The following is a 23,812-nucleotide window of genomic DNA, read 5'->3' as shown; positions in this document are numbered from 1 at the left end:
ATCAATCTTCGACCGCGCCTTTCTCCGCCCGCAGCAGCGGCCCGTAGAGCCTGCCGATCCCGATCAGCGCGATGCCGAGCCCGAGGAAGGAGAGAATCCGCCACACGCCCTCCAGCCGCGCCGCATCGATCAGGAAGACCTTGAACGCGGTCACGGTCAGCAGCGCGAGGCCGGCCAGGCGGAAGGCGCGGTCGCGAAGAATGATGCCGGCCGACAGCAGCGCGGCCGCGAGCAGCAGCCAGGCGATCGAGACGGCGCGGGCCGGGGCGAGATCGGCGGCGGCGACGGCGAGCAGAAGCGCGGCGACGGCCCCGGCGAAAAAGGCGGGGCCGCGCGCGTCGGGGGCTGCGCCACGCTGGCCGAGCCAGGTCAGCGCGAGTGCGGCGATCGCGAGCGGCATGGCAACGAGCCCCCAATCGGGTCGTGCCAGCAGCGCCGGCTGGATCAGCCGCAGGATCAGGAACGGCCCGGCGAGCGCCGCGGCGCCGATCGCGAGGCCGGCGGCGCGCATCCGGATCGCCAATGCCGCGCCGCCGAGCCCGAAGAGCAATGTCGCGCCGATCGCGGCCTGAGGGGTGAAGGGCTGGGTCGCCATCGCGGCGCGCGCGACCAGCACGACCAGCGCGAAGGCCAGCGCGGCCCCCGGCGCGATCCGCATCGCCGGCCGGATCGCGGCGAGCGCAAGCAGCGCCGCCGACAGCAGGCCATAGAGCGCGAGCCCGGTCGCGCCGACATCCGATCGGACGGCGAGCATCGCAAGCTCGGCCGCACCGATCACCGCCGCCGCCGGCGCCGCCTCACGCACCGCCTCGGCGGGAGCGGCGGAGCCGGCGAGGGCGAGGATGAGGACGAACAGCCCCGCCGCCGCTGCGTCCGCAGGCGCGCCGAGCAGGAACCAGCCTGACCAGGCGAAGCTCAGCAGCACTGCGAGGCCCGCGATCCGGCTCCAGCCGCGCCGCCAGGCCAGCGCGAGGGCCGCGAGATCGAGCAAGGCGAAGCAACCGAGGAGGATCAGCGCGCCCGGCGCGCGGTCTCCGACGAGCAATGGCGTCGCGAAGCCGCCGATCAGGCCGAGCGCCGCCGTCGGCTCGCCATTGCGAAGCGACAGGGCGAGCGCGGCGAGCGTGATCGCGACCATCGCCGCAGCCGCCTGGCCGGGGCCGATCAGCGCATAGAGGATGTAGCTGCCATAAGCGGTGGCGAAGAGGATCGCGAGGCCGGCGCCGGCCAGCGCCTGCGAGACGCGCGGGTCTTCGGCCAGGCCGCGTCCCGCGCGCGCGAATTCGCTGGCTGCCATCAATGCCAGACCAAAGAGCGCGGCGGCGATCATCCGCGCCGCCGGCGTGATCAGCCCGATTTCGATCGAATAGCGGATCAGGAAGCCGGCCGCCGCGACGAGCGCGACGCCGCCGGCCCAGATCAGGAGACGGCCGGCGACGAATCGCTCGAAGAGCGTGCCGAGCGTCTCGCGCGGTTGCGGCGGCGGCGAGGTGGGCCGGAGGGCCGGCGGCGCGCCGGGCGTGGGATCGGCCGACGCCGCCCGCCCGGGCGCGTCCAGGCGCCGCTCAAGCGTCTCCAGCCGCTGCGCGAGGCTGCGATTGGACACCCACAGGGCCACCATGCCCGCGAGCAACAGGGCGACCAGAACCGCCATCCTTTCTAGCTAGCGGGCCGCGGCGTTGCTGTCAGCGCAAAAACCGTTTTCCTACCGCGATCCTATATGGTTCATTTAGTCGTCACAAACTGAACCAATGGTGCGAAACATGGATGTGGAAGAGCTGATCGACGATCTGATCGCGCGCGAAGGCGGCTATGTGAACCATCCCGTGGATCGGGGCGGACCGACATGCTGGGGGATCACCGAACAGGTGGCCCGCGCCCAGGGTTATGGCGGCGCGATGAAGGCAATGCCGAGGGAGACGGCGGCGGCGATCTATCGCCGGCTCTACTGGTTGCGGCCGGGCTATGACCGGGTTGCGGCGCTTGCGCCCGACGTCGCGGCCGAGCTGTTCGACACGGCGGTCAACATGGGGCCGGAGACCGCGACCGGCTTTTTCCAGCGCGCGCTCAACGCGCTCAACCGTAACGGCAGCGATTATGCCGATGTCGCAGTCGATCGGCGGATCGGCCCGAAGACGCTGGCGGCACTCGCGGCCTTCGTGCAGGTGCGCGGCCGATCGGGCGAGGCGGTGCTGCTGAAAGCGCTGAACGCGCTCCAGGGCGAACGCTATATCGCGCTCGCCGAATCGCGCCCGGCCAATGAGGCGTTCCTCTACGGCTGGCTTGCGGGCCGGGTCGGCTGAACCGGCGCGCCGGCTTCGTCAGCGGCGCGCCCGGCGGCGGAGCACCAGGGTCGGCCAGTCGCCGCGCATTATCTCGAAGGACGGATCGAAGCCGCGGCGCCGGCAGGCGGCGAGCACGCGCGCCTTCTGGCTCTCGAGCAGCCCGGCGAGGATCAGCCGTCCGCCCGGCGCGAGCGCGGCCGCGAAAGCGGGGGCGAGATCGATCAGCGGGCCGGCGAGGATGTTGGCGACGATCAGGTCGTAAGGGGCGCGCGCAGCCAGCGCGCGATGATCGAGCCCCGCGGCGACCGCGAGCGCCAGCCGGCCGGGTCCGCGACCGATCGGCACGCGGTTGATCGCCGCATTCTCAGCCGCCACCTCGATCGCGACCGGATCGATGTCCGATGCGATGGCGCGGGCGGCCGGCCACAGCCGCATCGCCGCGAAGGCGAGCAGGCCCGTCCCGGTGCCGATATCGGCGACGTTCGCGAATACCGCGCCCTCGCGCTTCAGCCGGTCCAGCGCGACGAGGCAGCCGGTGGTGGTTTCATGCTGTCCGGTGCCGAAGGCGCGGCCGGCGTCGATCTCGAACGCGATCGCGCCGGCCGGCACCTCGTCGCGGTGCGCCGGCGTGTGGACGAAGAAGCGGCCGGCCCGGATCGGCTCGAGCCCGGCCTGGGACAGCGTCAGCCAGTCCTCGTCGGGGAGCCGTTCGACCGCCGCCTTCGCCCGACCGGCGCTCGGCACCAGGGCGCGAAGCGTCGCGATGTCGGCCGGGGACGGCTCGGCCTCGAAATAGGCATCGAGCCGCCAGGCGTCGGGCTGCGCCGGATCGGGCTCGCTCGTCATCAACGCGGGCGGAAAATCGAGCGCTGCGAAGGCGACGATGTCGCCCTTCAGCGCCTCGGCCTCCGTGCGCGTGCAGGGCAGGGTGACCTTCCAGCTCATTCCGGCCCGCCTTCCCTGCGGAACGTCTCAGCGAACATAGCTCGCCCCATTGGCGTCGATCACCGCGCCGGTCGCCGAAGCGGGCGCCGACGTCGCGAGCCAGCGGACGATCTCGCCGATCTCCTCCGTCTCCGCCGGGCGGCCGAGCGGGATGTCGGCCAGCAGCTTCGGACCGCCCCGGCTTTCCAGATAGTCCTCGACCATGCCGGTGACGGTGAAGCCGGGGCAGACGGCGAAGGCGAGGATGTTCTCGCCCGCATAGCCGCGCGCGATCGATTTGGTCATGCCGATCATGCCCGCCTTCGACGCGGCATAATGCCAGTGATCGGGGCTGTCGCCGCGATAGGCGGCGCGGCTGGCGACGTTGACGATCCGCCCGCCCCCGCCGCGGTCCTGGAAATGGCGGACGGCAAGGCGGCACAGCTCCGCGCTGGCGGTGAGGTTCACGCGCTGCGTGCGCTCCCACTCGGCGACCCATTCGTCATGGGGAAGAGAGATCGGCGCCGCCTCGAAGATGCCGGCATTGTTGACGAGGACGTCGATCCGCCCGTCGAGACGGCCCAGCGCTTCGGCCCAGAGCGCCTCGGCGGCACCGGGCAGAGCGAGGTCGGCCGCAATGCGGCCGTCGCCGCCGGCGCTGGAATGGCCGGCGACCCGGTGGCCGGCGAAGGCTTCGACGATGGCAGCGCCGATGCCGCGGCTGGCGCCGGTGACAAGGATGTTGCGTGGCTCGGTCATGGCGCGTCGTTACGCGCCACGGCCCGGCGTGGAAAGGTGGATCAGGCGGCGAGCGTCTGGACGAACTTGCCGGCCGTCGCCTTGAACCGCGTCATCTGCTCGTCGACCTCGGCGAAGCTCTGCTCGACCTCGTCGATCTCCGCGGCAACGCTTTCGGTGTCGGCCCGGATCGCGGCGATGGTCGAGGACATGGAATCCGCGGCGAGCGCGGTTTCGTCGACCGCGGCGGTGATCATCGTCACCGTCTGCGCCTGCATTTCCATCGCCTTGCGGATGCGATCGGCGCTGACCTGGACTTCCTCGACCGTGTGCTGGATCGAATCATTGGCCTCGACCGTCTGGCGCGTGGCCGACTGGATCGCGGCGATCTTGGCGGCGATATCGTCGGTGGCGCGCGCCGTCTGGTTGGCGAGGCTCTTCACCTCGTTGGCGACCACCGCGAAGCCGCGGCCGGCATCGCCAGCGCGGGCCGCCTCGATCGTCGCGTTGAGCGCGAGCAAATTGGTCTGGCCGGCAATGTCGCGGATGAGGCCAAGGATCGATTCGATCGCCTCGACATGATCGGACAGCATCTTGCTGACCTCGACCGCCTTGGCGGACTGATCGCCGGCGCGGGTCGCGACGCCGGCGGCGACCTCCACCTCGTTGCGTGCCTCGTCGATCGCCATGATGAGCCCGGCGGCGGTCTGCGCTGCCTCGCGCATCGCGACTGCGGATTGCTCGGCGGCCGCGGCGACCTCGCTGGTCTTGCCGAGCATCCCGCGCGCCGCCTGGCTCGCCTCGGCCGCCTGATCGCGGACCTTGCGGCTGCCGCCCGCGGCATTGTCGACGACGGAGAGGATCTCCTTGCTGAAATCGGCGCCGAGCGCGCCGCGCCGCGCGCGCTCGCCCTCGGCCCGGAGCCGTTCGAAATGGTCGCCGTGAATGTCGACCTCGAGCAGCGCCGCCCGGGTGGCGATTCGGGCGAGGCGAAGCTGGCGCGCCGGATCGTCGGGCAGCTTGCGCGCGAGGATGTCGATCGCAAGATCGGCCGCCGCCGCGATGCCGGCATAAAGGACGGTGAGCGGCACCTTCGCCGCCGCCGCCGCGCCGACATGCTGGCCGACCATCGAAACCCAGGCGGGATTGCCGATGTCGCTGTAGCGCGCCTCGACATAGCCGAGCAGCCGGTCCGTCAGCTCTTCGATCCGGCCCGGATCGAAGTCCACGGGAAGATCGGGCGCGCGGCCATATTCGATCCAGAACTGGCGGGCGATGTCGCGCTTTTCCGGCTCGATCAGCGCCCAGATCTCGCGCACGCCGGCGCGCATGGTGCCGTCCGGGTCATAGGTCGCGATCCGGCTTTCCAGTGCAGCCGCGTCCAAATCCTTCGTCGTGCGCGCCATTTCGCCTTCCTTGTTCACGTCGCCCCGGCTCTAGGCGCCAATGGTTAAGATGGTCTTAGTCATCCCCCGCCCTACGCCACTTTTCCGCCACGCCGGCGGGCGCCCTTGCAACGGACCGCGCCCAGGGCTTGCGTCCGGGACTGGCAACCGCAGTGACGGCGCGCATTTCCGAATTGCGGGACGACGCCATATTTGGCTCTACGGGGCAGAGGTAAATCAGACATGCGCCCCATGGAATTGCGTCCCGGAACGGCTGTTTCAAATTATTGTACCGTCACCGTAATTCCCGTGATTTCGGTGTAATCTAAACTGGCACCGTAGTCTTAAATTCTGCTTTTCACCTAACTCATCATATGGTAAATTCCACTTCTCAGAAATTGATTCTGAACCGAATGGGGGGATAATAACATGATCAGAAAACTCATTGGACTGATGCTGTTCGGATCCTTGACCGCCTCCGGTCAGGCAGCCACGTCGCGCCTTGCCACCTCAGCTCAGCTGGATGGTCCGAAATTTTGTCTGCCGGGCTGCTCTTTTGATGAAATCACTCAACGATGCTATTGTGAGCCTTAAACGCGATAAACTCACGGTGATCGAGCGCTTTAAGGAGTCGGCGCCGATCATTCAGTGAAGTGCATTCGAAGAGTGAGTTGAGATAGTCTAGGCACCCGCAGCGGTGGTAAGCTGGAAGCCGCAAGCGGGTAAGTTGCGAGGCAATGCGACAACTCAGGAAGATCGGTGGATCAAGGGCGCCGATGGGGACGGTGGCATTGCGTCTTGCTGCCGCCCCCATGTTCCTGTCCGGGCTCGGCTGCGCGGCCTCGTCCACCAATGCGCAACAGCCGGTGGGCACGATCATGGAGCTCGACGGGAGCAGGCTCGCGGTCTCGCCGCAGGAAATGAGAGCCCTCTCTGAACTCGGCAACTTGGTTCGCAGCGGGCAGAGGGGCGCTCAGGATCGCGCGTTGGCGGAGGCGCGGCGCGTCTCGAACGGGAGCGATGCTCGCTATGCGCTGGCGCTCTATGAGGTAGAGATCGGTACGCAGCGCGATGACGATACGATGCGTGCGCGGGCGCTGGACGTATTGATCGCCAACCCTCTCACCAGGCGTGACAGATTGCCGGGTTATCTGGGGATTCGCGGGCAGATCGCCTATCGGATGGGAGATTTTGCGGCGGCGGGAGAATTCTGGGGGCGATTGGCCGAACTGACGCCGTCCGATCCCGACGTGTTCGCCAACCTGGCGCAAGCCCGATTGGCGCAGGGCGACGCGCCTGGTGCAATGGATTTGCTGATGCGCGCCATCGCCGCCCGTGGGGCGGCTCATCAGCCGGTGCCGGAAGGATGGTATCGGCAACGGCTTGGCATTGCCCAGCAAGGTCATCTCGTCGCACCGGGCATCGACGCCGCACGGGCGCTTGTCAGCGCCTATCCAAGCCCGGCAAATTGGCGCGCGGCATTGAGCGTCTACCGACAGCTGGCCTTGCCCGAAGGGGCGATGGAGATCGATTTTTTCCGCCTGATGCGCCATGTCGGCGCGCTCGCTCAGGCGGCTGAATATCAGCGCATGGCTCAACTTCTCGGGCGGTTGGGCGAGCCGATCGAAGCAAAGGCGGTGCTCGACGAAGGGATAGCGCGCGGCCTGCTCGACGCCGGAACGTCGCCGACGCGCGAGATCATCGCCGAAATGGACCGGGCGGTCGCCAACCCGCGGAGTGGGTCGACGCAGAGATCGGCGCCGACGAACAGGGCGGGCGCACAGGTCCGTTTGGGCCTGTCGCGGCTTCTTGCCGGACGGCGAGCCGAGGCCGAGGCGGCGTTCCGCGCCGCGGAAGAAGACCCGGCGGGCGGAGGCTATGCCGATATCGCCTACTTTTGGCTGACCTCGCTGGCGCAGGACAGCGCGCTGCGGTGACACTTCGGGCTAGGGTTGACACTTTACTTAACCCCGTTTGCGCGCGCGGTTTGGGCAGGGCGCGTCTTCTCGCCGGCGGGCGGGCGCGCGCGATCACGCCCATTGCCGATGCTCGGTGCAGGCCCTAAAGCGGGGCGCGCAGCGAAGGGGAGCGTCGCTTTCATGACTCGAAATCCGTCCAGGCCTCTGTCGCCTCATCTCACCATCTGGAAATGGGGGCCGCACATGGCGGTCTCGATCCTGCACCGGATCACCGGCGTGGGCCTGTCGGTGGTGGGCGGCGTCCTGTTCGTCTGGTGGCTGCTCGCGGCGGCCTCGGGACCCGAAGCCTATGCGAGCTTCGTCGGCTGGGCGACGTGGAAATGGACGCTGATCGTGCCGATCGGCCTCACCTGGGCCTTCTTCCAGCACCTCTTTTCGGGGCTGCGCCACTTCGTCATGGACATCGGCGCCGGCTTCGAGCTCAGGACCAACAGGACCTGGGCGATCGCGACAATGGTCGGATCGGTGCTGCTCACGGCGCTGCTTTGGGCATGGATCATCCTTGTGAGGAGCGCCTGACATGGAAACGCCGCTCGGACAGGTCCGCGGGCTCGGCTCCGCCAAGCAAGGCGGGCATCATTGGTGGATCGAGCGTCTCGTCTCGGTCGCGACTTTGGTCCTTTTCGTCTGGCTCGCCGTCTCGCTGTGGCGGCTGCCGGACCTCGGCTATGCCACGATCAACGAATGGCTCCACGGCACGCTCGCCGCGGTGCCGATGCTGCTGCTGATCGTCGCGACCTTCTGGCACCTGAAAATGGGCCTTCAGGTGGTGATCGAGGATTATGTCCACGAGGAGGGCGATAGGTTCTTCTGGCTGCTGGTGATCAACTTCGCGTCGATCTTCGGCGGCGCGCTGGCCGCCTTCGCGGTGCTCAAGATCGCGTTCAGCGTGGCGGCCGCCTGAGCGTCAGGGGCGCTGCCAGACCCGTATGTAGTCGATCTCCATCCGCTGGGGCAGGGCGGCATCGTCCATGCCCTGCGCGGCCGCCCATGATCCACCAATCGCGAGATTGAGGATGAGGTGGAATGGCGCGTCGAAGGGCCAGGCGGCGCGGCCGCCGGGCCGGTCGTTCGTCACCCGCATATAAGCGCGGCCGTCGACTCCGATGGCGATCGAATCGGGTCGCCAGTCGAGCTGATAATCGTGGAACGCGCCGCAGGCGCCGGGAAGCGGCCGCTCGGCGCCGCGCTGGGTGCCGCGCGTGTGGACGAAGAGCGCGCTGTGCACGGTGGCGTGGACGACCTCGGGCTGCGATCCGACATGTTCCATGATGTCGATCTCGCCGCCGTCCGGCCATGTGCCGGTGTCGGGCAGCATCCAGATCGCCGGCCAGGTGCCGCGCGCGCAGGGCAGCTTCGCGCGGATTTCGTAGAAGCCATAGGTCCAACTCGCATGGCCGCGCGTGTCGATGCGGCCCGACGTGTAATGCTGGCCGCCCCAATCGGGATGGCGGGCGCGATCGAGCGCCTCGCGCCGCGCCTCGATGATCAGCCGACCATTTTCGACGCGGACGTTCTCGGGCCGATCGGCGGCATAATATTGCTGCTCGCCATTATACCAGCCGTCGCGGTTGCGGCTGGTGTCGTAGCGCCACTTCGCCGGATCGAGCCGGTCGCCGTCGAACTCGTCGGACCAGACGAGGCGCGCGTCGGCGGGGCGCGCCATCGGCGCGTCGACCCGGTAATTGTCCGCGACCGGCGCGGCGGCGGCGAGCAGGGGGAGTGCGGCGAGGAGCAGCCGCGGGCGCATCAGATGTGGATCGGCTTGCCCTGCACCGCCATCGCCGCTTCCTTCACCGCCTCGCTGTGCGTCGGATGGGCGTGGCAGGTATAGGCGATATCCTCGCTCGTCGCGCCGAATTCCATCGCCAGCGCGGCCTCGGCGATCATCGTGCCGGCGACGGAGGCGATCATCCACACGCCGAGCACCCGATCCGACTTCGCATCGGCGATCACCTTGACGAAGCCGTCCGGTTCCTTGTTGGTCTTGGCGCGCGAATTGGCGAGCATCGGGAACTTGCCGATCTTCACCTCATGGCCCCGCGCCTTGGCATCCTCCTCGGTCAGGCCGACGCCGGCGATCTCCGGCATCGTATAGACCACGCTCGGGATCACGTCGTGATTCACGATGCCGACCTGGCCGGCGATGATCTCGGCCGCGGCGATGCCCTCGTCCTCGGCCTTGTGGGCGAGCATCGGGCCGGGGACGACATCGCCGATCGCGTAGATGTGCGGCACGCCGGTGCGGAAATCGTGATCGACCTCGATCTGGCCGCGCTTGTTCGTGGCGAGGCCGGCCTTGTCGAGATCGAGCCCGTCGGTATTGGGCCGCCGCCCGATGCAGACCATCACGGCATCCGCCTCGATCGTCTCGGCGGCCCCGCCCGCGGCCGGCTCGACGGCAAGGACCGCCTTCTCGCCCTTGCGCTCGATCCTGGCGACCTTGGTCGAGGTGCGGATTTCGAAACCCTGCTTCTTGAGGATCTTCGCCGCCTCCTTGCGGACCTCACCGTCCATGCCGGGCAGGATCTGGTCGAGGAATTCGACGACCGTGACCTTCGCGCCGAGCCGCCGCCAGACCGAGCCGAGCTCCAGCCCGATCACGCCGCCGCCGACCACCACCATGGTCTCGGGCACCTTGGCGAGCTCGAGCGCGCTGGTCGAATCGAGGACGACCTCATTGTCGATCGTGACGCCCGGCAGCGGCATCACGCTGGAGCCGGTCGCGATGATGACGTTCTTCGCCTTGTAGGCGGTGCCGCCCACGTCGATCGTGTTCGCGTCGATGAAGCGGCCATGGCCCTTCAGCCATTCGACCTTGTTCTTCTTGAACAGGAAGGCGATGCCGCTGGTGAGGCTCTTGATCGCCTCCAGCCGCGACGCGTGCATCGCGTCGAGATCGAGCTCCAGCCCGGACGTCTTCACCCCCCATTTGGCGAGCGCGCCCGAATGCGCCTCCTCATAAAGCTCGGAGGCGTGGAGCAGCGCCTTGGACGGGATGCAGCCGACGTTGAGGCAGGTGCCGCCGAGCGTGTCGCGGCTTTCGACGCACGCCGTCTTGAGGCCGAGCTGCGCGGCCCGGATCGCAGCCACATAGCCGCCCGGCCCGGAGCCGATCACGATGACGTCGAATTCGGTGTCTGCCATTTTCGTTCCTCAGTCGTGCTCCCCGAAAGCAGGGAGCCAGCGCCTCGCCTTACAGATCGATCAAGAGTCGCGTCGGATCCTCCAGCGCTTCCTTCATGCGCACGAGGAAGGTGACCGCTTCGCGGCCGTCGATCAGGCGGTGATCGTAGCTGAGCGCCAGATACATCATCGGCCGCGCGACGATCTGGCCGCCCTTCACCACCGGGCGCTCCTCGATCCGGTGCATGCCGAGCACGGCCGATTGCGGCGGGTTGATGATCGGGGTCGAGAGCAGCGAGCCGAACACGCCGCCATTGGAGATGGTGAAGGTGCCGCCCTGCATCTCCTCGATGGTGAGCGTGCCCGCCTTCGCGCGATTTCCGAAATCGGCGATCGTCGTCTCGATCTCGGCGAAGGAGAGCGCCTGCGCGTCGCGGATGACTGGAACCACCAGGCCCTGCGGCGCCGACACGGCGACCGAGACGTCGAGATAGTCGTGATAGACGATCTCGTCGCCGTCGATCGAGGCGTTCACCGACGGGACGTCGCGCGCGGCGAGGGCCGCGGCCTTCACGAAGAAAGCCATGAAGCCGAGCCGGATGCCGTGCTTCTTTTCGAACAGGTCCTTGTAGCGGGCGCGCGCCTCCATCACCGCCGTCATGTCGACGTCGTTGAAGGTGGTCAGCATCGCCGCGGTATTCTGCGCCTCCTTGAGGCGGCGGGCGACGGTCTGGCGCAGGCGCGTCATCCGCACCCGCTCCTCGCGCCGTTCGCCGGCCGCGGCGCTGCGCGGCGGCGCGGCGGGGGCGGATGACGGCGCTGACGGCGGGGCCGGCGCGGCGACGCTCGGCGCCGGGGCCTCGGCCTTCTGGGCCTTGGCGGCGGTCAGCACGTCATCCTTGGTGACCCGGCCGTCCTTGCCGGTGCCCTTGATCTTCGACGGATCGACATGGTTTTCGAGCACCGCACGGCGGACCGCCGGCGACAAGGTGAGATTCGATTCCCCGCTCTCTTCCCCACCTGCGTCCGCGGCGACCGGGGCCGTCTCGTCGCCCTTGAGGGTCGGCGTTTCGCCCGGGCCCGGCGGGTTGGCGTCGGCGACCGGAGGGGTCGCCGCTGCGCTGCCCCCCGCCTCGATCGTCGCGATGACCGCGCCGACGGAGACATTGTCGCCCTCCTTGACGCGCTGCTCGCCCATCACGCCGGCGACCGGAGAGGGCACGTCGAGCGCGACCTTGTCCGTCTCCAGGCTCGCGATCGGCTCGTCCGCGGCGACCGGATCGCCGGGCTGCTTCAGCCATGCGCCAAGCGTCGCCTCCGTGATCGACTCCCCAAGCGTCGGAACCTTGACCTCGGTCGCCATCCTGTTTTCCTTCTAACTGGCTTTTTTGCGTTGCGGTTGCGCGGCGGCGGCGGCGAGGCCGAGCGCGTCATGGACCAGCGCCTGCTGCTCCGCGGCATGGCGCCTGGCAAGGCCGGTGGCGGGAGAGGCCGCCTCGGCGCGGCCGGCATAGCGCGCGCGCGCCGGCTTCGCGCCCGCCTTGGCCAGGCAGGCCTCCAGCCGATCCTCGATGAAATACCAATAGCCCTGATTCTTGGGCTCCTCCTGGCACCACACCACATCCTCGACATTGGTCATGCGTTTGAGACGCGCGACCAGCGGATCGCCGGGGAACGGATAGAGCTGCTCGATGCGCACGATCGCCGTGTCGGCAAGCCCGGCTTCGTCGCGGGCCTCGATCAGATCGTAGGCGACCTTGCCGGTGCACAGGATCAGCCGCTTCACATCCTTGTCGGCGGGCGCCGCGGGATCGGAGAGCAGGCGGCGGAAGTGGCTGTCGCCGGTGAAGTCGGCGCGCGACGAGACGGCATGCTTGCTCCGCAGCAGCGACTTGGGCGTCAGCACCACCAGCGGCTTCCTGAAATCGCGGTGCATCTGCCGGCGAAGCAGGTGGAAATAATTGGCCGGCGTCGTGCAGTTGGCGACCTGGATATTGTCCTCGGCGCACAATTGCAGGAAGCGCTCCGGGCGGGCGGAACTGTGCTCCGGCCCCTGGCCCTCATAGCCGTGCGGCAACAGCATCACCAGGCCGTTGGCGCGCAGCCATTTGGCCTCGCCGGCGGCGATGAACTGGTCGATCATGATCTGCGCGCCGTTGGCGAAATCGCCGAACTGCGCCTCCCAGAGCACCAGGGTCTTCGGGTCGGCGAGCGCATAGCCATATTCGAAGCCGAGGACGCCATATTCGGACAGCGGGCTGTCGCGCACCTCGAACCGGGCGGGGCCGACCTCGGTCAGCGGGATATATTTGGACCCGTTATTCTGATCGACCCACACGGCGTGGCGCTGGCTGAACGTGCCGCGCCCGGAATCCTGGCCGGACAGGCGCACCGGATAGCCCTCGCGCAGCAGCGTGCCGAAGGCGAGCGCCTCGCCGGTTGCCCAATCGAACCCTTCGCCGGTCTCGAACATCTGGCGGCGGGCATCGACGACGCGGACCAGGGTCCGGTGGATCGCACAGCTGTCCGGGACCTTGGTGAGGATCGCGCCAATCTCGTCGAAGAGCGCGTCATCGACCGCGGTGACGACGTTGCGGCGCTCGCTTTCCGGCGTCGATGGCCGGCCAAGGCCGCTCCACCGCCCTTCGAACCAGTCGGCCTTGTTGGGCAGATACGAATTGGCCGCCTCGAACTCGGCTTCGAGCAGGGAGGTGAACGCCGCCTCCTCCCCGGCGGTCCAGCCGGTCGGGATCACGCCCTCCGCCTCGAGGCGCGCCGCATAGAGCTTGGACACCGCCGGGTGCTTGCGGATCTCGCGATACATGAGCGGCTGGGTGAAGCTCGGCTCGTCGCCCTCGTTATGGCCGAAGCGGCGATAGCACCACATGTCGATCACGATGTCGCGCTTGAAGGCGTGGCGGAAATCCATCGCGAGCTTGCAGGCGAAGGTCACCGCCTCGGGATCGTCGCCGTTGACGTGGAGGATCGGCGCCTGGACCATCTTCGCCACGTCCGAAGGATAGGGCGATGAGCGGGCGAATTGCGGGCTCGTCGTGAAGCCGATCTGGTTGTTGACGATGAAATGGAGGCAGCCGCCGGTCGCATAGCCCGGAATGCCGGAGAAGCCGAGGCATTCGGCGACGATCCCCTGGCCAGCAAAGGCCGCGTCGCCGTGCAGCAGGACGGGGAGCACCTCCTTGCCCTCACGATCGCCGCGCAGGACCTGGGTCGCGTGCGTCTTGCCGAGGACGACGGGATCAACCGCCTCCAGATGGCTCGGATTGGCGACCAGCGAGAGATGGACGCTGATCCCGTCGAAGCTGCGGTCCGAAGAGGTGCCGAGGTGATATTTGACGTCGCCCGATCCACCGACATCGTCGGGATTGGCCGAACCGCCGGCGAATTCGGAGAAGATCGCGCGATAGGGCTTGCCCATCACGTTGGAGAGCATGTTGAGCCGGCCGCGGTGCGGCATGCCGAACACGATCTCCTTCACGCCATATTGGCCGCCATATTTGATCACGGCCTCCATCGCCGGGATCATCGATTCGCCGCCGTCGAGCCCGAAGCGCTTCGTGCCGACATATTTCCTGGCGAGGAACTGCTCCCACTGCTCGGCCTGCACGACCTTGGTCAGGATCGCCTTCTTGCCTTCGGGCGTGAAGCTGATGGCGGCATCCTTGCCTTCCATCCGATCCTGGAGGAAGCGGCGCTCCTCGAGATCGTTGATGTGCATATATTCGAGGCCGACCTTGCCGCAGTAATTGCGCCGAAGGATCGCCACGATCTCGCGGACCGTCGCTTTTTCGAGGCCGAGCGTCCCGCCGAGCCAGACCGGCCGGTCCAGCGCGGCGCCCGAAAAGCCGTGAAATTCCGGCGTCAGATCGGATGGCAGCTCGCGCTTGGAGAGGCCAAGCGGATCGAGATCGGCGGCAAGATGCCCGCGCACCCGATAGGTGCGGATCAGCATCATCGCATTGATCGAATCCTTGGCCGCCTGCTCGACCTCGGCAGCCGAGGCGCCGGCGGCCTGCGCCGCCGCCTTCGCGCCCGCGGCGAGCTTCTCGATGGTCTGGCGGGTCGGGTCCAGCCCGGCATTGACGTCGTCCAGCGTATCGAGCGGCCAGCCGGTCCGCGCCCAGCTCGGCCCCGGTTCGCGCGGTTCGGAAAAGATGCCTTGGTCGGTCATTGTGTCCTGGCCCGTTGCGGGAGCTAAGCCTTCAAAAGCGCGGCGAGGGTGTTGCCCAGTTCAGATGGGCTCGGCGAGACCGTAATTCCAGCCGCCTCCATCGCCGCGATCTTGTCCTCGGCGCCGCCCTTGCCGCCGGAGACGATCGCGCCGGCATGGCCCATGCGCCGGCCCGGCGGCGCGGTGCGGCCGGCGATGAAGCCGACGACCGGCTTGGACCGCCCCTTCTTCGCCTCGTCCGCCAGGAACTGCGCGGCCTCTTCCTCGGCCGATCCGCCGATCTCGCCGATCATGATGATCGACGTGGTCGCCTCGTCGGCGAGGAACAGCTCGAGCACGTCGATGAAGTTGGTGCCGTTCACCGGATCGCCGCCGATCCCGACCGCGGTCGTCTGGCCGAGCCCCGCATTGGTCGTCTGGAACACCGCCTCATAGGTCAGCGTGCCCGAACGGCTGACGATGCCGACCGAACCCTTCTTGAAGATATTGCCCGGCATGATGCCGATCTTGCATTCGCCCGGCGTCAGCACGCCCGGGCAGTTCGGCCCGATCAGCCGCGACTTCGATCCCGAAAGCGCGCGCTTCACCTTCACCATGTCGAGCACCGGAATGCCCTCGGTGATCGCGACGATCAAAGGCACCTCGGCGTCGATCGCCTCCAGGATCGAATCCGCGGCGAAGGGCGGCGGCACGTAGATCACGCTCGCGGTGGCGCCGGTCTCGGCCACCGCCTCGGCGACCGTATCATAGACCGGCAGCCCGATATGCGTCGTCCCGCCTTTGCCCGGCGTCACGCCGGCAACCATCTTCGTCCCGTAGGCGAGCGCCTGCTCGGTGTGGAAGGTGCCGGTTTCGCCGGTCATCCCCTGGGTGATGACCTTGGTGTTCGAATTGACGAGGATGCTCATTCTTGTCCTTCACGTTCCCCGCGGAGGCCGGGGTCCTGCTCTACAAAGAACGGCGCGGGCGCGCCGCCTGGGCCCCGGCCTTCGCCGGGGAACAGGTCAAATCAGGCGAGCGAGCCGTCGATCGCCTTGCACGCCTCGAGCAGCTCCTTCACCGCATCGACGCTGACCTGGAAATTGGCCTTCGCCTCCTCGTCCAGGTCGATCTCGACGACCTGCTCGACGCCGCCGGCGCCGATGATCACCGGAACGCCGACATAGAGGCCGTCCAGCCCGTATTTGCCCTCGACAAAGGCGGCGCAGGGGAGGAGCCGCTTCTGGTCGCCCAGATAGGCTTCGGCCATCGCGATGCCGCTGGTCGCCGGGGCGTAATAGGCGGAGCCGGTCTTCAGGAGCGCGACGATCTCGCCGCCGCCGCCGCGGGTGCGCTTCACGATCGCGTCGATCCGCTCCTTGGTCGAACGGCCCTGCTTGATGAGATCGGGGACCGGGATGCCGGCGACGGTCGAATATTGAACGACCGGCACCATCGTGTCGCCATGGCCGCCGAGCACGAAGGTGTTCACGTCGCGCACCGACACGTCGAATTCCTCGGCGAGGAAGGTGCTGAACCGCGCGCTGTCGAGCACGCCGGCCATGCCGACCACCTTGTTGTGCGGCAGGCCCGAAAATTCGCGCAGCGCCCAGACCATCGCGTCGAGCGGATTGGTGATGCAGATGACGAACGCGTCGGGCGCGTTGGCCTTGATGCCCTCGCCGACCGCCTTCATCACCTTGAGGTTGATGCCGAGCAGGTCGTCGCGGCTCATGCCCGGCTTGCGGGCGACGCCGGCGGTGACGATGATCACGTCGGCGCCCTGGATGTCCTTGTAGTCGTTGGAGCCGATGATCTTGGCGTCGAAGCCCTCGATCGGGCCGCATTGCGAGAGATCGAGCGCCTTGCCCTGCGGCACGCCCTCGATCACGTCGAACAGGACGATGTCGCCCAGCTCCTTCGACGCCGCGAGGTGGGCAAGCGTGCCGCCGATATTGCCGGCGCCGATAAGCGCGATCTTCTTCCGAGCCATGAAGCCCTCCCGATCCTGACCAAGGTGACAAAGCGAAGGCGCTGCGATGCAGCAAGACGCGGCTTCGCTTAGTCCCCTCGGACGCGGGGAGCAACCGTTTCAGAGGCGATTGTGCGAATGACGCGCCGGCCGCGCGCGGCCGCGCGCAACATTACAAATTTCCGGCGCGCGGATATCGCTTCGCTCGCGCCGCGCGGAGGCGTAATGACGATCCGGGAGGAGAGGCCCATGCGAAGGATTTTGTTGGCCGGCGCAGCCGTCGCCGCCGCGATTTCGTCCCGGGCCGCCGCCAGCGATCAGGGCTGGAGCGACGCCAGCCGGGTCGGCGAGGTCGTCCTGGTCGGCACCGCGCTCGGCCTGCCCTCGGTCCAGGGCGACTGGAACGGGACGCTCCAGGCCGGCGGCAGCGTCGGCGCCGCCTGGCTGGTGACCGAGGGGCTGAAGCGAACCTTTCCCGAAACCCGCCCGGACGGCAGCGACCGGCGCAGCTTCCCGTCGGGCCACACCTCGCTCTCCTTCGCCGCGGCGGCGACGATGCAGAACCGCTATGGCTGGCGGGTCGGCCTGCCCGCGACGGTGCTGGCCGCCTTTGTCGGCTATGCGCGGGTGCGGGCGGATCGGCACCATTGGTACGATGTGGTCGCCGGCGCCGCGATCGGAGAGGCGTCCGGCTTCCTCATCACCCGCCGCCACGACCGCGACGTGCGCGTCCTGCCCTGGGGCGACACGCACGGCGGCGGCATCGCGATGGGCTTCGCCTTTTGATCTTCCGCCCGGCTCGCGACGGCTGGCCGGGCACGGCGACGAGCGCCTAGAAGGTGGCGATGTCCACGCCCGCCCCCGCGCCGCTCTGGAAGTGCCTCGCCTGGTTCGCCGCGCTGTGGGTCGCGAGCGTCGCGGCCTTCGGCGCGGTCGCCTGGGTGATCCGGCTCTGGTTGAAGCCCTGAAGGCTCAGCCGTTGCCCTTGCGGCGCCGCGTCTCCCAGCCCTTTTTCGCCGCGGCGCTGCGGCTGGCGTGGCTTTGCGAGGAGCCGCCGATCCGGCCGCCCTTGCGCGACGAGGCGTGATTTTCCTTCTTGCCGCGGCCGGATCCCGATTTCTTGCCGCCGCCGCTTTCCGCATTCACCGTCGCCCAGGCGCGCCGTTCGGCCTCCTTGTGGCTGACGCCGCGATCCTCATAGCCTTCCTCGATATGTTCGGCCTTGCGCTTCTGCTTGTCGGTATAGCTGCTCTTGTCGCCGCGTGGCATGATCCTCTCCTTCGCGCCCCACGGCTGCCCAACGCGCATTCGCGCGCCGGGTTGCTAGGCGGAGGACCAGGCGCGGACATGCTGCTGAAGCACGGTGAGCGGCAGGGCGCCGTTCAGCAGCACGATGTCGTGAAACGCCTTGAGGTCGAAGCGCTGGCCCATGCGCTGTTGCGCTTCGTTGCGCAGGTCCATGATCACCGTCTGGCCGACCTTGTAGCTGCACGCCTGGCCCGGCCACACGCAGTAGCGCTCGATCTCGCGCACCGCGAAGCCTTCCGGCTCGGCGGCATTGTCGATCATGTAGCGGATCGCCTGTTCGCGGCTCCAGCCCTTGTGGTGGAGCCCTGAATCGACGACCAGCCGGGTCGCTCGGAAGAGGTAGGACTGGAGATAGCCGATCCGGCCCAGCGGATCGTCGTCATAGACGCCGAGCTCGCCGGCGAGGTGCTCGGCATAAAGGCCCCAGCCCTCGGCATAGGCGGAAAAGCCGCCGGCGCGGCGATAGAGCGGCAGCGCCCCCTGCTCGCGCGAGAGGCTGATCTGGAAATGGTGGCCGGGAATGCCTTCGTGATAGGTCAGCGTCTTGAGGCCCATCTTGGGCCATTCGTGCGTGTCCTTGAGGTTGATATAGTAGATGCCGGGCCGCGAGCCATCGAGCGGGCCGCCCTGGTAATAGCCGCCCGGCGCGCCGTCCTGGATGGCGGGGGGAACGCGGTGGATTTCGAGGTTCGCGCGTGGAATGTGGTTGAAGGCGCGCGGCAAACGCGGGCGAATGTCGGCAAGGATGTCGTTGAGCGAGGCGAGGAGCGCGGCGCGGCCTTCGTCCGTGTTCGGGTAGAGATTGTCCGCTTCCTGCGCGAGCGCGTTCATCCGCGCGCCGACCGTCCCCTGCGTCATTCCCCGCGCGCGCAGCAGGGGATCGAGCTCGCCCTGGATTTCGGCGACCTGCTGGAGGCCCATCTGGTGGATTTCCTCGCCGGTCATCTCCGTCGTCGTGTTGGCGCGGATGCCCCAGGCATAGTAGGCCTCCGGGTCCGGAAGGCGTCCGCAGCCCGCCTCGTGGGTCGCATTCGGCCTCAGCGCCTGGAGCGCGGCGATCTGCCGGTCGAGCGCCTGCGCGATCGGGCCGGAGACGAGCGCGGCGGCGCGCGCTTCATAATCGCCCTGGACATTGGCCGCGGCGGCACGGCGCGCGATCGAGCGCACCAATGTCGTCTCGCCGGCCGGCTGGCCGCGCAGCTGGCGAAGATTGCCGATCGTCTTGTCGAGGATGAAATCGGGCGGCGTGACGCCGAGCCCCGCATCGTGGCGGACCCGCTCGGTCTCCTGATCGAGGTTGCGCGCGAAATCCTCGAGCCGCGAGAGATAATGGTCGCAATCCTGCGCGTCGTGGATCGGATGCTGCGTGTCGAGGAAGTCGGGCACCTGATAATAGGCGCCGCCGAGCTGGCTCACCACATAAGGCGAGGGCCGCCCGCCGCCGCCGAAGTGGAAGGCCGCGCCCATCTCGGCGGCCGCGCCGCGGAACTCGGCGATGTCATAGTTGATCTGGCCCGCGCCGCTGAGGCCCTCGCGGCCGAACTGCCGGAGCTCCCGGTGCCGCCGCACCGCCTTCGCCCGATCGCTGTCGGCCCTCGCCTGCGAGGAATCGCCGAGCTGTCCGCGCAGCGGCGCAAGCGCGCCCGTGTCGAGCCCGAGCGCGGTCGCATAGGTCGGGTTTTCGCGGATATCCTCGTTGAACCAGCCGGTGAGCAGCCGATCGAGCGCGGCATCGCGCGTCTCGGCGCCGTCGTGGGCGACGAGCGGTGCGAATCCGCCGACCGCGGCAACCGCGATTGCGGCGGATGAGCTGGCGAGAAACGCGCGGCGATCGAGCATGTCCTTGTCCTCCCTGTCTTTTGTCAGGATTTGGCCTAATCAGCCGCTTGCGACAGTTCAACCGATTCCCCGTGCAGGCGCGCACTTGTTGCGATGCACCATCGCGGCTATATGCGCGCCGACATTCCCCGCTATTCGAGAGCCAATAAGATGAGCCTTCGCAACGTGGCGATCATCGCCCACGTCGATCACGGCAAGACGACCCTTGTCGACCAGCTGTTCCGCCAATCCGGCACCTTCCGCGACAATCAGCGCGTGGAGGAGCGGGCGATGGATTCGAACGACCTCGAAAAGGAGCGCGGGATCACCATCCTCGCCAAGTGCACGTCGGTCGAATGGACGCCGCCCGCAGGGGGCGAGGCCGTACGCATCAACATCGTCGACACGCCCGGCCACGCCGATTTCGGCGCCGAGGTGGAACGCATCCTGTCGATGGTCGATGGCGTGATCCTGCTCGTCGATGCGGCGGAAGGGCCGATGCCGCAGACCAAGTTCGTCACCGGCAAGGCGCTCGCGCTCGGCCTCAAGCCGATCGTCGTGGTCAACAAGATCGACCGGCCCGATGCGCGCCCGGCCGAGGTGCTCGACGAATGTTTCGAGCTGTTCCTCAGCCTCGACGCCAATGACGAGCAGCTCGATTTCCCGACGCTCTACGCGTCGGGCCGCGCCGGCTATGCCGGCCGCACCGACGATGTCCGCTCCGGCGATCTCACGCCCTTGTTCGAGACGATCGTCAGCCACATCCCGGAGCCCGGCCTCGACACCGAAGGCGAGTTCAAGATGCTCGCGACCCTGCTCGATCGCGATCCCTTCCTCGGCCGCATCCTGACCGGCCGGATCGAGAGCGGCCGGCTCGAGGTCAACGCGCCGATCCAGGCGATCGACGTCGAGGGCAATCCGGTCGAGGCCGGCCGCGCGACCAAGATGTTCGCCTTTCGCGGGCTCGATCGCGTGCCCGTCGAGACCGCGCAGGCGGGCGACATCATCGCCATTGCCGGCCTGACCAAGGCGACCGTTTCCAACACCATCGCCGCGCCGGGCGTCACCACGCCGGTCGCCGCGCGCCCGATCGATCCGCCGACGCTCGCGATGAGCTTCGCGGTCAACGACAGCCCCTATGCCGGCAAGGACGGCGACAAGGTGCAGAGCCGCGTCATCCGCGACCGGCTGGAGCGCGAGGCGGAGACCAATGTCGCGATCCGCGTCACCGCCGCGCACGACAATGACGCGTTCGAGGTCGCGGGCCGCGGCGAGCTTCAGCTCGGCGTGCTCATCGAGACGATGCGGCGCGAGGGCTTCGAGCTTTCGATCTCCCGCCCCCGAGTCCTCTTCCGCGACGGCCCCAATGGCCGCGAGGAGCCCTATGAGACGGTCGTCATCGACGTCGACGACGAGCATTCGGGCACGGTCGTCGAGAAGATGGCGCAGCGCAAGGCCGAGATGACCGACATGCGCCCCTCAGGCGGCGGCAAGACCCGCCTCACCTTCAGCGCCCCGTCGCGCGGCCTGATCGGCTATCATGGCGAGTTCCTGTCCGACACGCGCGGCACCGGCATCATGAACCGGCTGTTCGAGAAATACGGGCCGTACAAGGGCCCGATTTCCGGCCGGCAGAACGGCGTCCTCATCTCGATGGAGCAGGGCGAGGCCGTCGCCTATGCGCTCAACGCGCTCGAGGAGCGCGGCGTCCTGTTCATCTCGCCGGGCGACAAGCTCTACGAAGGCATGGTGATCGGCGAGAACGCCAAGCCCCAGGACCTCGAGGTGAACCCGCTCAAGAGCAAGCAGCTCACCAACTTCCGCGCCAGCGGCAAGGACGAAGGCATCCGCCTCACCCCGCCCCGCCGCATGACGCTGGAACAGGCGATCGCCTATATCCAGGACGACGAGCTGGTCGAAGTGACGCCCAAGGTGGTGCGGATCCGCAAGCGCTATCTCGATCCGCATGAGCGCAAGCGGCAGTCGCGGAAGGCGGAGGCGGCCTGAGCCGCCACTCGCGCCCTCTGCGCGCCGCGCGGGCGGGTGCGAGGGCCGGTCGCTACGCCCCGGCGCTCATCTCCAGAATCAACGCCCATTCCTCCTCCCGGACCGGGCTCACCGACAGCCGCGACTGGCGGACGAGCTCCATCGCCGCCAGCTTCGGCTCGGCCTTGATCTCGGCGAGGGTGACGGGGCGGGGGAGCTTGCGGACCGGCTGGACCGGCACCTTCACCCACGCGCCATCGGGGCCGTCCGGCTTCTGCGCGCCGGCGATCCGCATGATGCCGACCACCGCCTTGTCCGCATTGCTGTGGTAGAAAAAGGCCTCGTCCCCTTCGCGCATCGCGCGCAGGTGCAGGCGCGCGGCGTTGTTGCGGACGCCGTCCCAGTCGGTCTCCCCGTCGCGCACCAGATCGTCCCAGCTGTAGACGTGGGGTTCGGACTTCATCAGCCACTTGGCCATGCACGCTTTCTCCCGGCGGCGGGCGCGCCGGATGGCGGGCGCCCTCAGTACAGGCCCGGTAAACTAGCCGCGCCGCGGCGCTCGCGGAAGGGCGGCATTCGCCCCGCCGCGCGACTGGAGTCGAAGAACTGGTGCTTCAGCGCCGCCCCGACATGGAGGACGAGGAGGGCGAGGGTGGTGAAGACCAGCACCACATGCACGTCGCCCGAAAGCTCGCCGGTCGCCTCGCTCACGCCCGGGACCGCGGGCACCTTGAGGCCGCCGACCAGCGCGACGAAGCCGCTTCGCGCCCCATCGGACACCGCGACGAGGCCGGTCAGCGGGAGGAGGATGAGCAGGGCATAGAAGGCGCGGTGGTTCCAGGTGGCGGCGATCCGCTCCCACCGGCCGAGGGTTTCGGGGAAGGGCGGCGGCTTGTGCGCGAGGCGCCAGGCGAGGCGGACGAGCGCGAGCAGCAGGATGGTTGCGCCAAGCGTCTTGTGCCAGGCGAACCATTCGCCGTGCGCCGGCCCGCGCGGCAGCAGCTTGAAGGTGAAGCCGACGATGACCTGCGCGATCACCAGCGCCGCCGTCACCCAGTGGAGGACCACGGCGCCATTGCCATAGCGCAGGATCTCGTCGCGCTGCGGCCTCACGTCGGGAACGGTGAGCATAACCCCTCCTGCAGTTCGGTGAGCAACGGCCGCGGCCGCGTGGTGTTCCTTGGCAGCTCCCTCTTGGATGCAGCGCCGCCGCCGAAGTTCCCGGCGTTCGTCCCGAACATGGCCCGATTCGTCGCTGCAGTGCAGCATAAGCCTTGTCCGGCGCCATTTCTCCCGTAAGTCGCCTGTCACCTGAACAAGAGCGGGCGTCGCGCATTCCTTGCGCGACCGAGCAAGTCGGGGAGGCTGGCGGATCGCGGGGGCGGTCCCAGGGGCCGCCTCACCGCAGTGGATAACGGTCATTCATGTATCGATGGGTTCGCGCGGCGGGCTTGCCTGCGCTTGCGCTCATGATCGCGACGCTCGGCTGGGGCGGGCCGCTGCGCGCCTGGCAGGGCGCCGCGGCGCCGCAGCCGACGGCCTGGTCGGATCACGAAACCGCCCGGTTCGATCCGGGCACGCTTGGGCTCAACGTCGATGCGGCGCCGGACGCTGCCCCCGCCGCGCCCGATCCGGTGCCGGTCGTCGCGCCGCCGCCGCCGCTCGGCGAGCTGGTCGAAACCTATGCGGGCGCACAACCGGACGATGCCGAGCAGGGCTGCCTCGCGAGCGCCGTCTATTTCGAGGCGCAGGGCGAGCCGCTCGAGGGCCAGCTCGCGGTGGCGGAGGTGGTGCTGAACCGCGCGCGATCCGGCCGCTATCCGGCAACGATCTGCGGGGTCGTTCGCCAGCCGGCGCAATTTTCGTTCGTGGTGCGGGGCCGGATCCCGCAGGCGGATCGGCGATCGGAGCCCTGGCGCAAGGCGGTCGGCATCGCCCGGATCGCCGAAAAGGGCGCGGCGCCCCGCGCCCTGCCGCCCAGCGTCTTGTGGTATCACGCCGATTATGTCCGCCCGTCCTGGGGCCGGCGGCTGGCCCGGACCACGCAGATCGGGCTCCATATCTTCTACAGCTGATCGCCGTCACGCCGGTTGCGTGGGCCCGTCATGCCACGCCGGCAGGCC

At 68.3% G+C, this 23,812-nt stretch carries 22 protein-coding genes; 8 read left to right on the top strand and 14 right to left on the bottom strand.

Going from position 1 to position 23,812, the window contains the following annotated elements:
* Position 1: 1 nt before the first annotated feature.
* Positions 2–1,654 carry a DUF2339 domain-containing protein gene (locus tag FRZ32_RS03885; RefSeq protein ID WP_147042267.1) on the bottom strand — a complete coding sequence of 551 codons (1,653 nt, stop codon included), beginning with the start codon at positions 1,652–1,654 and terminating at the stop codon, positions 2–4.
* A 109-nt stretch (positions 1,655–1,763) separates the two neighbouring features.
* On the opposite strand from FRZ32_RS03885, the gene FRZ32_RS03880 reads away from it, so the two are divergent.
* The gene (locus FRZ32_RS03880; RefSeq protein WP_147044314.1) at positions 1,764–2,303 is read left to right on the top strand and encodes a glycoside hydrolase family 108 protein; all 540 of its coding nucleotides are present in this window, start codon (positions 1,764–1,766) and stop codon (positions 2,301–2,303) included.
* Positions 2,304–2,321: 18 nt separating this feature from the next.
* Here the strand turns inward: FRZ32_RS03880 and FRZ32_RS03875 are convergent, their stop codons facing one another.
* From FRZ32_RS03875 to FRZ32_RS03865, 3 genes are read right to left on the bottom strand one after another with little or no spacing between them, the layout of a single operon-like run.
* Positions 2,322–3,230, bottom strand: coding sequence for a 50S ribosomal protein L11 methyltransferase (locus FRZ32_RS03875; RefSeq protein WP_147042266.1), 909 nt, complete (start codon positions 3,228–3,230; stop codon positions 2,322–2,324).
* Between the two features lie 27 nt (positions 3,231–3,257).
* Positions 3,258–3,968, bottom strand: coding sequence for an SDR family NAD(P)-dependent oxidoreductase (locus FRZ32_RS03870; RefSeq protein WP_147042265.1), 711 nt, complete (start codon positions 3,966–3,968; stop codon positions 3,258–3,260).
* A gap of 41 nt (positions 3,969–4,009) precedes the next feature.
* Complete coding sequence (locus tag FRZ32_RS03865) at positions 4,010–5,353, bottom strand: methyl-accepting chemotaxis protein (RefSeq protein WP_158635820.1); 1,344 nt, start codon at positions 5,351–5,353, stop codon at positions 4,010–4,012.
* Positions 5,354–6,108: 755 nt separating this feature from the next.
* Between FRZ32_RS03865 and FRZ32_RS03860 the strand changes: the two genes are divergently transcribed.
* From FRZ32_RS03860 to sdhD, 3 genes are all read left to right on the top strand, one after another.
* Positions 6,109–7,269 (top strand): tetratricopeptide repeat protein, encoded by a 1,161-nt coding sequence (locus FRZ32_RS03860; protein WP_147042264.1) that lies wholly within the window; start codon positions 6,109–6,111, stop codon positions 7,267–7,269.
* Between the two features lie 162 nt (positions 7,270–7,431).
* A complete protein-coding gene (gene sdhC, locus FRZ32_RS03855) occupies positions 7,432–7,830 on the top strand; it encodes a succinate dehydrogenase, cytochrome b556 subunit (protein ID WP_147042263.1) in 399 nt (132 codons plus the stop codon).
* A 1-nt stretch (position 7,831) separates the two neighbouring features.
* Complete coding sequence (gene sdhD, locus FRZ32_RS03850) at positions 7,832–8,215, top strand: succinate dehydrogenase, hydrophobic membrane anchor protein (protein WP_147042262.1); 384 nt, start codon at positions 7,832–7,834, stop codon at positions 8,213–8,215.
* 3 nt (positions 8,216–8,218) lie between these two features.
* Here the strand turns inward: sdhD and FRZ32_RS03845 are convergent, their stop codons facing one another.
* From FRZ32_RS03845 to mdh, 6 genes are all read right to left on the bottom strand, one after another.
* Positions 8,219–9,061 carry a glycoside hydrolase family 16 protein gene (locus FRZ32_RS03845; protein ID WP_147042261.1) on the bottom strand — a complete coding sequence of 281 codons (843 nt, stop codon included), beginning with the start codon at positions 9,059–9,061 and terminating at the stop codon, positions 8,219–8,221.
* Positions 9,061–10,458 (bottom strand): dihydrolipoyl dehydrogenase, encoded by a 1,398-nt coding sequence (lpdA, locus tag FRZ32_RS03840; RefSeq protein ID WP_147042260.1) that lies wholly within the window; start codon positions 10,456–10,458, stop codon positions 9,061–9,063. Before lpdA ends, FRZ32_RS03845 begins: the two co-directional genes overlap by 1 nt.
* Before the next feature lie 49 nt (positions 10,459–10,507).
* Positions 10,508–11,800 (bottom strand): 2-oxoglutarate dehydrogenase complex dihydrolipoyllysine-residue succinyltransferase, encoded by a 1,293-nt coding sequence (gene odhB, locus FRZ32_RS03835; RefSeq protein ID WP_147042259.1) that lies wholly within the window; start codon positions 11,798–11,800, stop codon positions 10,508–10,510.
* A 12-nt stretch (positions 11,801–11,812) separates the two neighbouring features.
* Positions 11,813–14,626: a 2-oxoglutarate dehydrogenase E1 component gene (locus FRZ32_RS03830; protein ID WP_147042258.1), complete on the bottom strand. Its 2,814-nt coding sequence runs from the start codon at positions 14,624–14,626 to the stop codon at positions 11,813–11,815.
* Between the two features lie 23 nt (positions 14,627–14,649).
* Positions 14,650–15,534, bottom strand: coding sequence for a succinate--CoA ligase subunit alpha (gene sucD / locus FRZ32_RS03825; RefSeq protein WP_147042257.1), 885 nt, complete (start codon positions 15,532–15,534; stop codon positions 14,650–14,652).
* Between the two features lie 101 nt (positions 15,535–15,635).
* On the bottom strand, positions 15,636–16,598 hold the full coding sequence (gene mdh / locus FRZ32_RS03820) for a malate dehydrogenase (RefSeq protein ID WP_147042256.1): 963 nt from the start codon (positions 16,596–16,598) through the stop codon (positions 15,636–15,638).
* 228 nt (positions 16,599–16,826) lie between these two features.
* On the opposite strand from mdh, the gene FRZ32_RS03815 reads away from it, so the two are divergent.
* Together FRZ32_RS03815 and FRZ32_RS03810 are read left to right on the top strand one after the other, a co-directional pair.
* Positions 16,827–17,363 (top strand): phosphatase PAP2 family protein, encoded by a 537-nt coding sequence (locus FRZ32_RS03815; protein WP_147042255.1) that lies wholly within the window; start codon positions 16,827–16,829, stop codon positions 17,361–17,363.
* A gap of 59 nt (positions 17,364–17,422) precedes the next feature.
* Positions 17,423–17,545, top strand: coding sequence for a DUF2474 family protein (locus tag FRZ32_RS03810; protein WP_147042254.1), 123 nt, complete (start codon positions 17,423–17,425; stop codon positions 17,543–17,545).
* 4 nt (positions 17,546–17,549) lie between these two features.
* Here the strand turns inward: FRZ32_RS03810 and FRZ32_RS03805 are convergent, their stop codons facing one another.
* Positions 17,550–17,846: a plasmid stabilization protein gene (locus FRZ32_RS03805; protein ID WP_147042253.1), complete on the bottom strand. Its 297-nt coding sequence runs from the start codon at positions 17,844–17,846 to the stop codon at positions 17,550–17,552.
* A 54-nt stretch (positions 17,847–17,900) separates the two neighbouring features.
* The gene (locus FRZ32_RS03800; protein WP_147042252.1) at positions 17,901–19,724 is read right to left on the bottom strand and encodes a DUF885 domain-containing protein; all 1,824 of its coding nucleotides are present in this window, start codon (positions 19,722–19,724) and stop codon (positions 17,901–17,903) included.
* Between the two features lie 150 nt (positions 19,725–19,874).
* Between FRZ32_RS03800 and typA the strand changes: the two genes are divergently transcribed.
* Complete coding sequence (typA, locus tag FRZ32_RS03795) at positions 19,875–21,710, top strand: translational GTPase TypA (RefSeq protein ID WP_147042251.1); 1,836 nt, start codon at positions 19,875–19,877, stop codon at positions 21,708–21,710.
* 52 nt (positions 21,711–21,762) lie between these two features.
* On the opposite strand, the gene FRZ32_RS03790 is transcribed toward typA, so the two are convergent.
* A complete protein-coding gene (locus FRZ32_RS03790) occupies positions 21,763–22,167 on the bottom strand; it encodes an EVE domain-containing protein (RefSeq protein ID WP_147042250.1) in 405 nt (134 codons plus the stop codon).
* Positions 22,168–22,211: 44 nt separating this feature from the next.
* On the bottom strand, positions 22,212–22,820 hold the full coding sequence (locus FRZ32_RS03785; RefSeq protein ID WP_158635819.1) for a cytochrome b: 609 nt from the start codon (positions 22,818–22,820) through the stop codon (positions 22,212–22,214).
* Between the two features lie 293 nt (positions 22,821–23,113).
* Here FRZ32_RS03785 and FRZ32_RS03780 point away from each other — a divergent pair, with 293 nt between their 5' ends.
* A complete protein-coding gene (locus FRZ32_RS03780) occupies positions 23,114–23,764 on the top strand; it encodes a cell wall hydrolase (protein ID WP_147042248.1) in 651 nt (216 codons plus the stop codon).
* Positions 23,765–23,812: the final 48 nt, after the last annotated feature.

This window comes from Sphingosinicella ginsenosidimutans (assembly GCF_007995055.1).
Taxonomy (GTDB): domain Bacteria; phylum Pseudomonadota; class Alphaproteobacteria; order Sphingomonadales; family Sphingomonadaceae; genus Allosphingosinicella; species Allosphingosinicella ginsenosidimutans.
The sequence above is the reverse complement of the archived record's forward strand: the minus strand, read 5'-3'. Positions and strand labels throughout refer to the sequence as shown.

Bases quoted from the DNA above. Each gene is read 5' to 3' on its own strand.
- FRZ32_RS03865 (WP_158635820.1), bottom strand. From the start codon at position 5,353: ATGGCGCGCACGACGAAGGATTTGGACGCGGCTGCACTGGAAAGCCGG.
- FRZ32_RS03885 (WP_147042267.1), bottom strand. From the start codon at position 1,654: ATGGCGGTTCTGGTCGCCCTGTTGCTCGCGGGCATGGTGGCCCTGTGG.
- FRZ32_RS03870 (WP_147042265.1), bottom strand. From the start codon at position 3,968: ATGACCGAGCCACGCAACATCCTTGTCACCGGCGCCAGCCGCGGCATC.
- odhB (WP_147042259.1), bottom strand. From the start codon at position 11,800: ATGGCGACCGAGGTCAAGGTTCCGACGCTTGGGGAGTCGATCACGGAG.
- FRZ32_RS03880 (WP_147044314.1), top strand. From the start codon at position 1,764: ATGGATGTGGAAGAGCTGATCGACGATCTGATCGCGCGCGAAGGCGGC.
- typA (WP_147042251.1), top strand. From the start codon at position 19,875: ATGAGCCTTCGCAACGTGGCGATCATCGCCCACGTCGATCACGGCAAG.
- FRZ32_RS03860 (WP_147042264.1), top strand. From the start codon at position 6,109: ATGGGGACGGTGGCATTGCGTCTTGCTGCCGCCCCCATGTTCCTGTCC.
- FRZ32_RS03845 (WP_147042261.1), bottom strand. From the start codon at position 9,061: ATGCGCCCGCGGCTGCTCCTCGCCGCACTCCCCCTGCTCGCCGCCGCC.
- FRZ32_RS03815 (WP_147042255.1), top strand. From the start codon at position 16,827: ATGCGAAGGATTTTGTTGGCCGGCGCAGCCGTCGCCGCCGCGATTTCG.
- FRZ32_RS03785 (WP_158635819.1), bottom strand. From the start codon at position 22,820: ATGCTCACCGTTCCCGACGTGAGGCCGCAGCGCGACGAGATCCTGCGC.
- sucD (WP_147042257.1), bottom strand. From the start codon at position 15,534: ATGAGCATCCTCGTCAATTCGAACACCAAGGTCATCACCCAGGGGATG.
- FRZ32_RS03875 (WP_147042266.1), bottom strand. From the start codon at position 3,230: ATGAGCTGGAAGGTCACCCTGCCCTGCACGCGCACGGAGGCCGAGGCG.
- mdh (WP_147042256.1), bottom strand. From the start codon at position 16,598: ATGGCTCGGAAGAAGATCGCGCTTATCGGCGCCGGCAATATCGGCGGC.
- FRZ32_RS03790 (WP_147042250.1), bottom strand. From the start codon at position 22,167: ATGGCCAAGTGGCTGATGAAGTCCGAACCCCACGTCTACAGCTGGGAC.
- FRZ32_RS03800 (WP_147042252.1), bottom strand. From the start codon at position 19,724: ATGCTCGATCGCCGCGCGTTTCTCGCCAGCTCATCCGCCGCAATCGCG.
- sdhD (WP_147042262.1), top strand. From the start codon at position 7,832: ATGGAAACGCCGCTCGGACAGGTCCGCGGGCTCGGCTCCGCCAAGCAA.
- FRZ32_RS03830 (WP_147042258.1), bottom strand. From the start codon at position 14,626: ATGACCGACCAAGGCATCTTTTCCGAACCGCGCGAACCGGGGCCGAGC.
- FRZ32_RS03810 (WP_147042254.1), top strand. From the start codon at position 17,423: ATGTCCACGCCCGCCCCCGCGCCGCTCTGGAAGTGCCTCGCCTGGTTC.
- FRZ32_RS03780 (WP_147042248.1), top strand. From the start codon at position 23,114: ATGTATCGATGGGTTCGCGCGGCGGGCTTGCCTGCGCTTGCGCTCATG.
- sdhC (WP_147042263.1), top strand. From the start codon at position 7,432: ATGACTCGAAATCCGTCCAGGCCTCTGTCGCCTCATCTCACCATCTGG.
- FRZ32_RS03805 (WP_147042253.1), bottom strand. From the start codon at position 17,846: ATGCCACGCGGCGACAAGAGCAGCTATACCGACAAGCAGAAGCGCAAG.
- lpdA (WP_147042260.1), bottom strand. From the start codon at position 10,458: ATGGCAGACACCGAATTCGACGTCATCGTGATCGGCTCCGGGCCGGGC.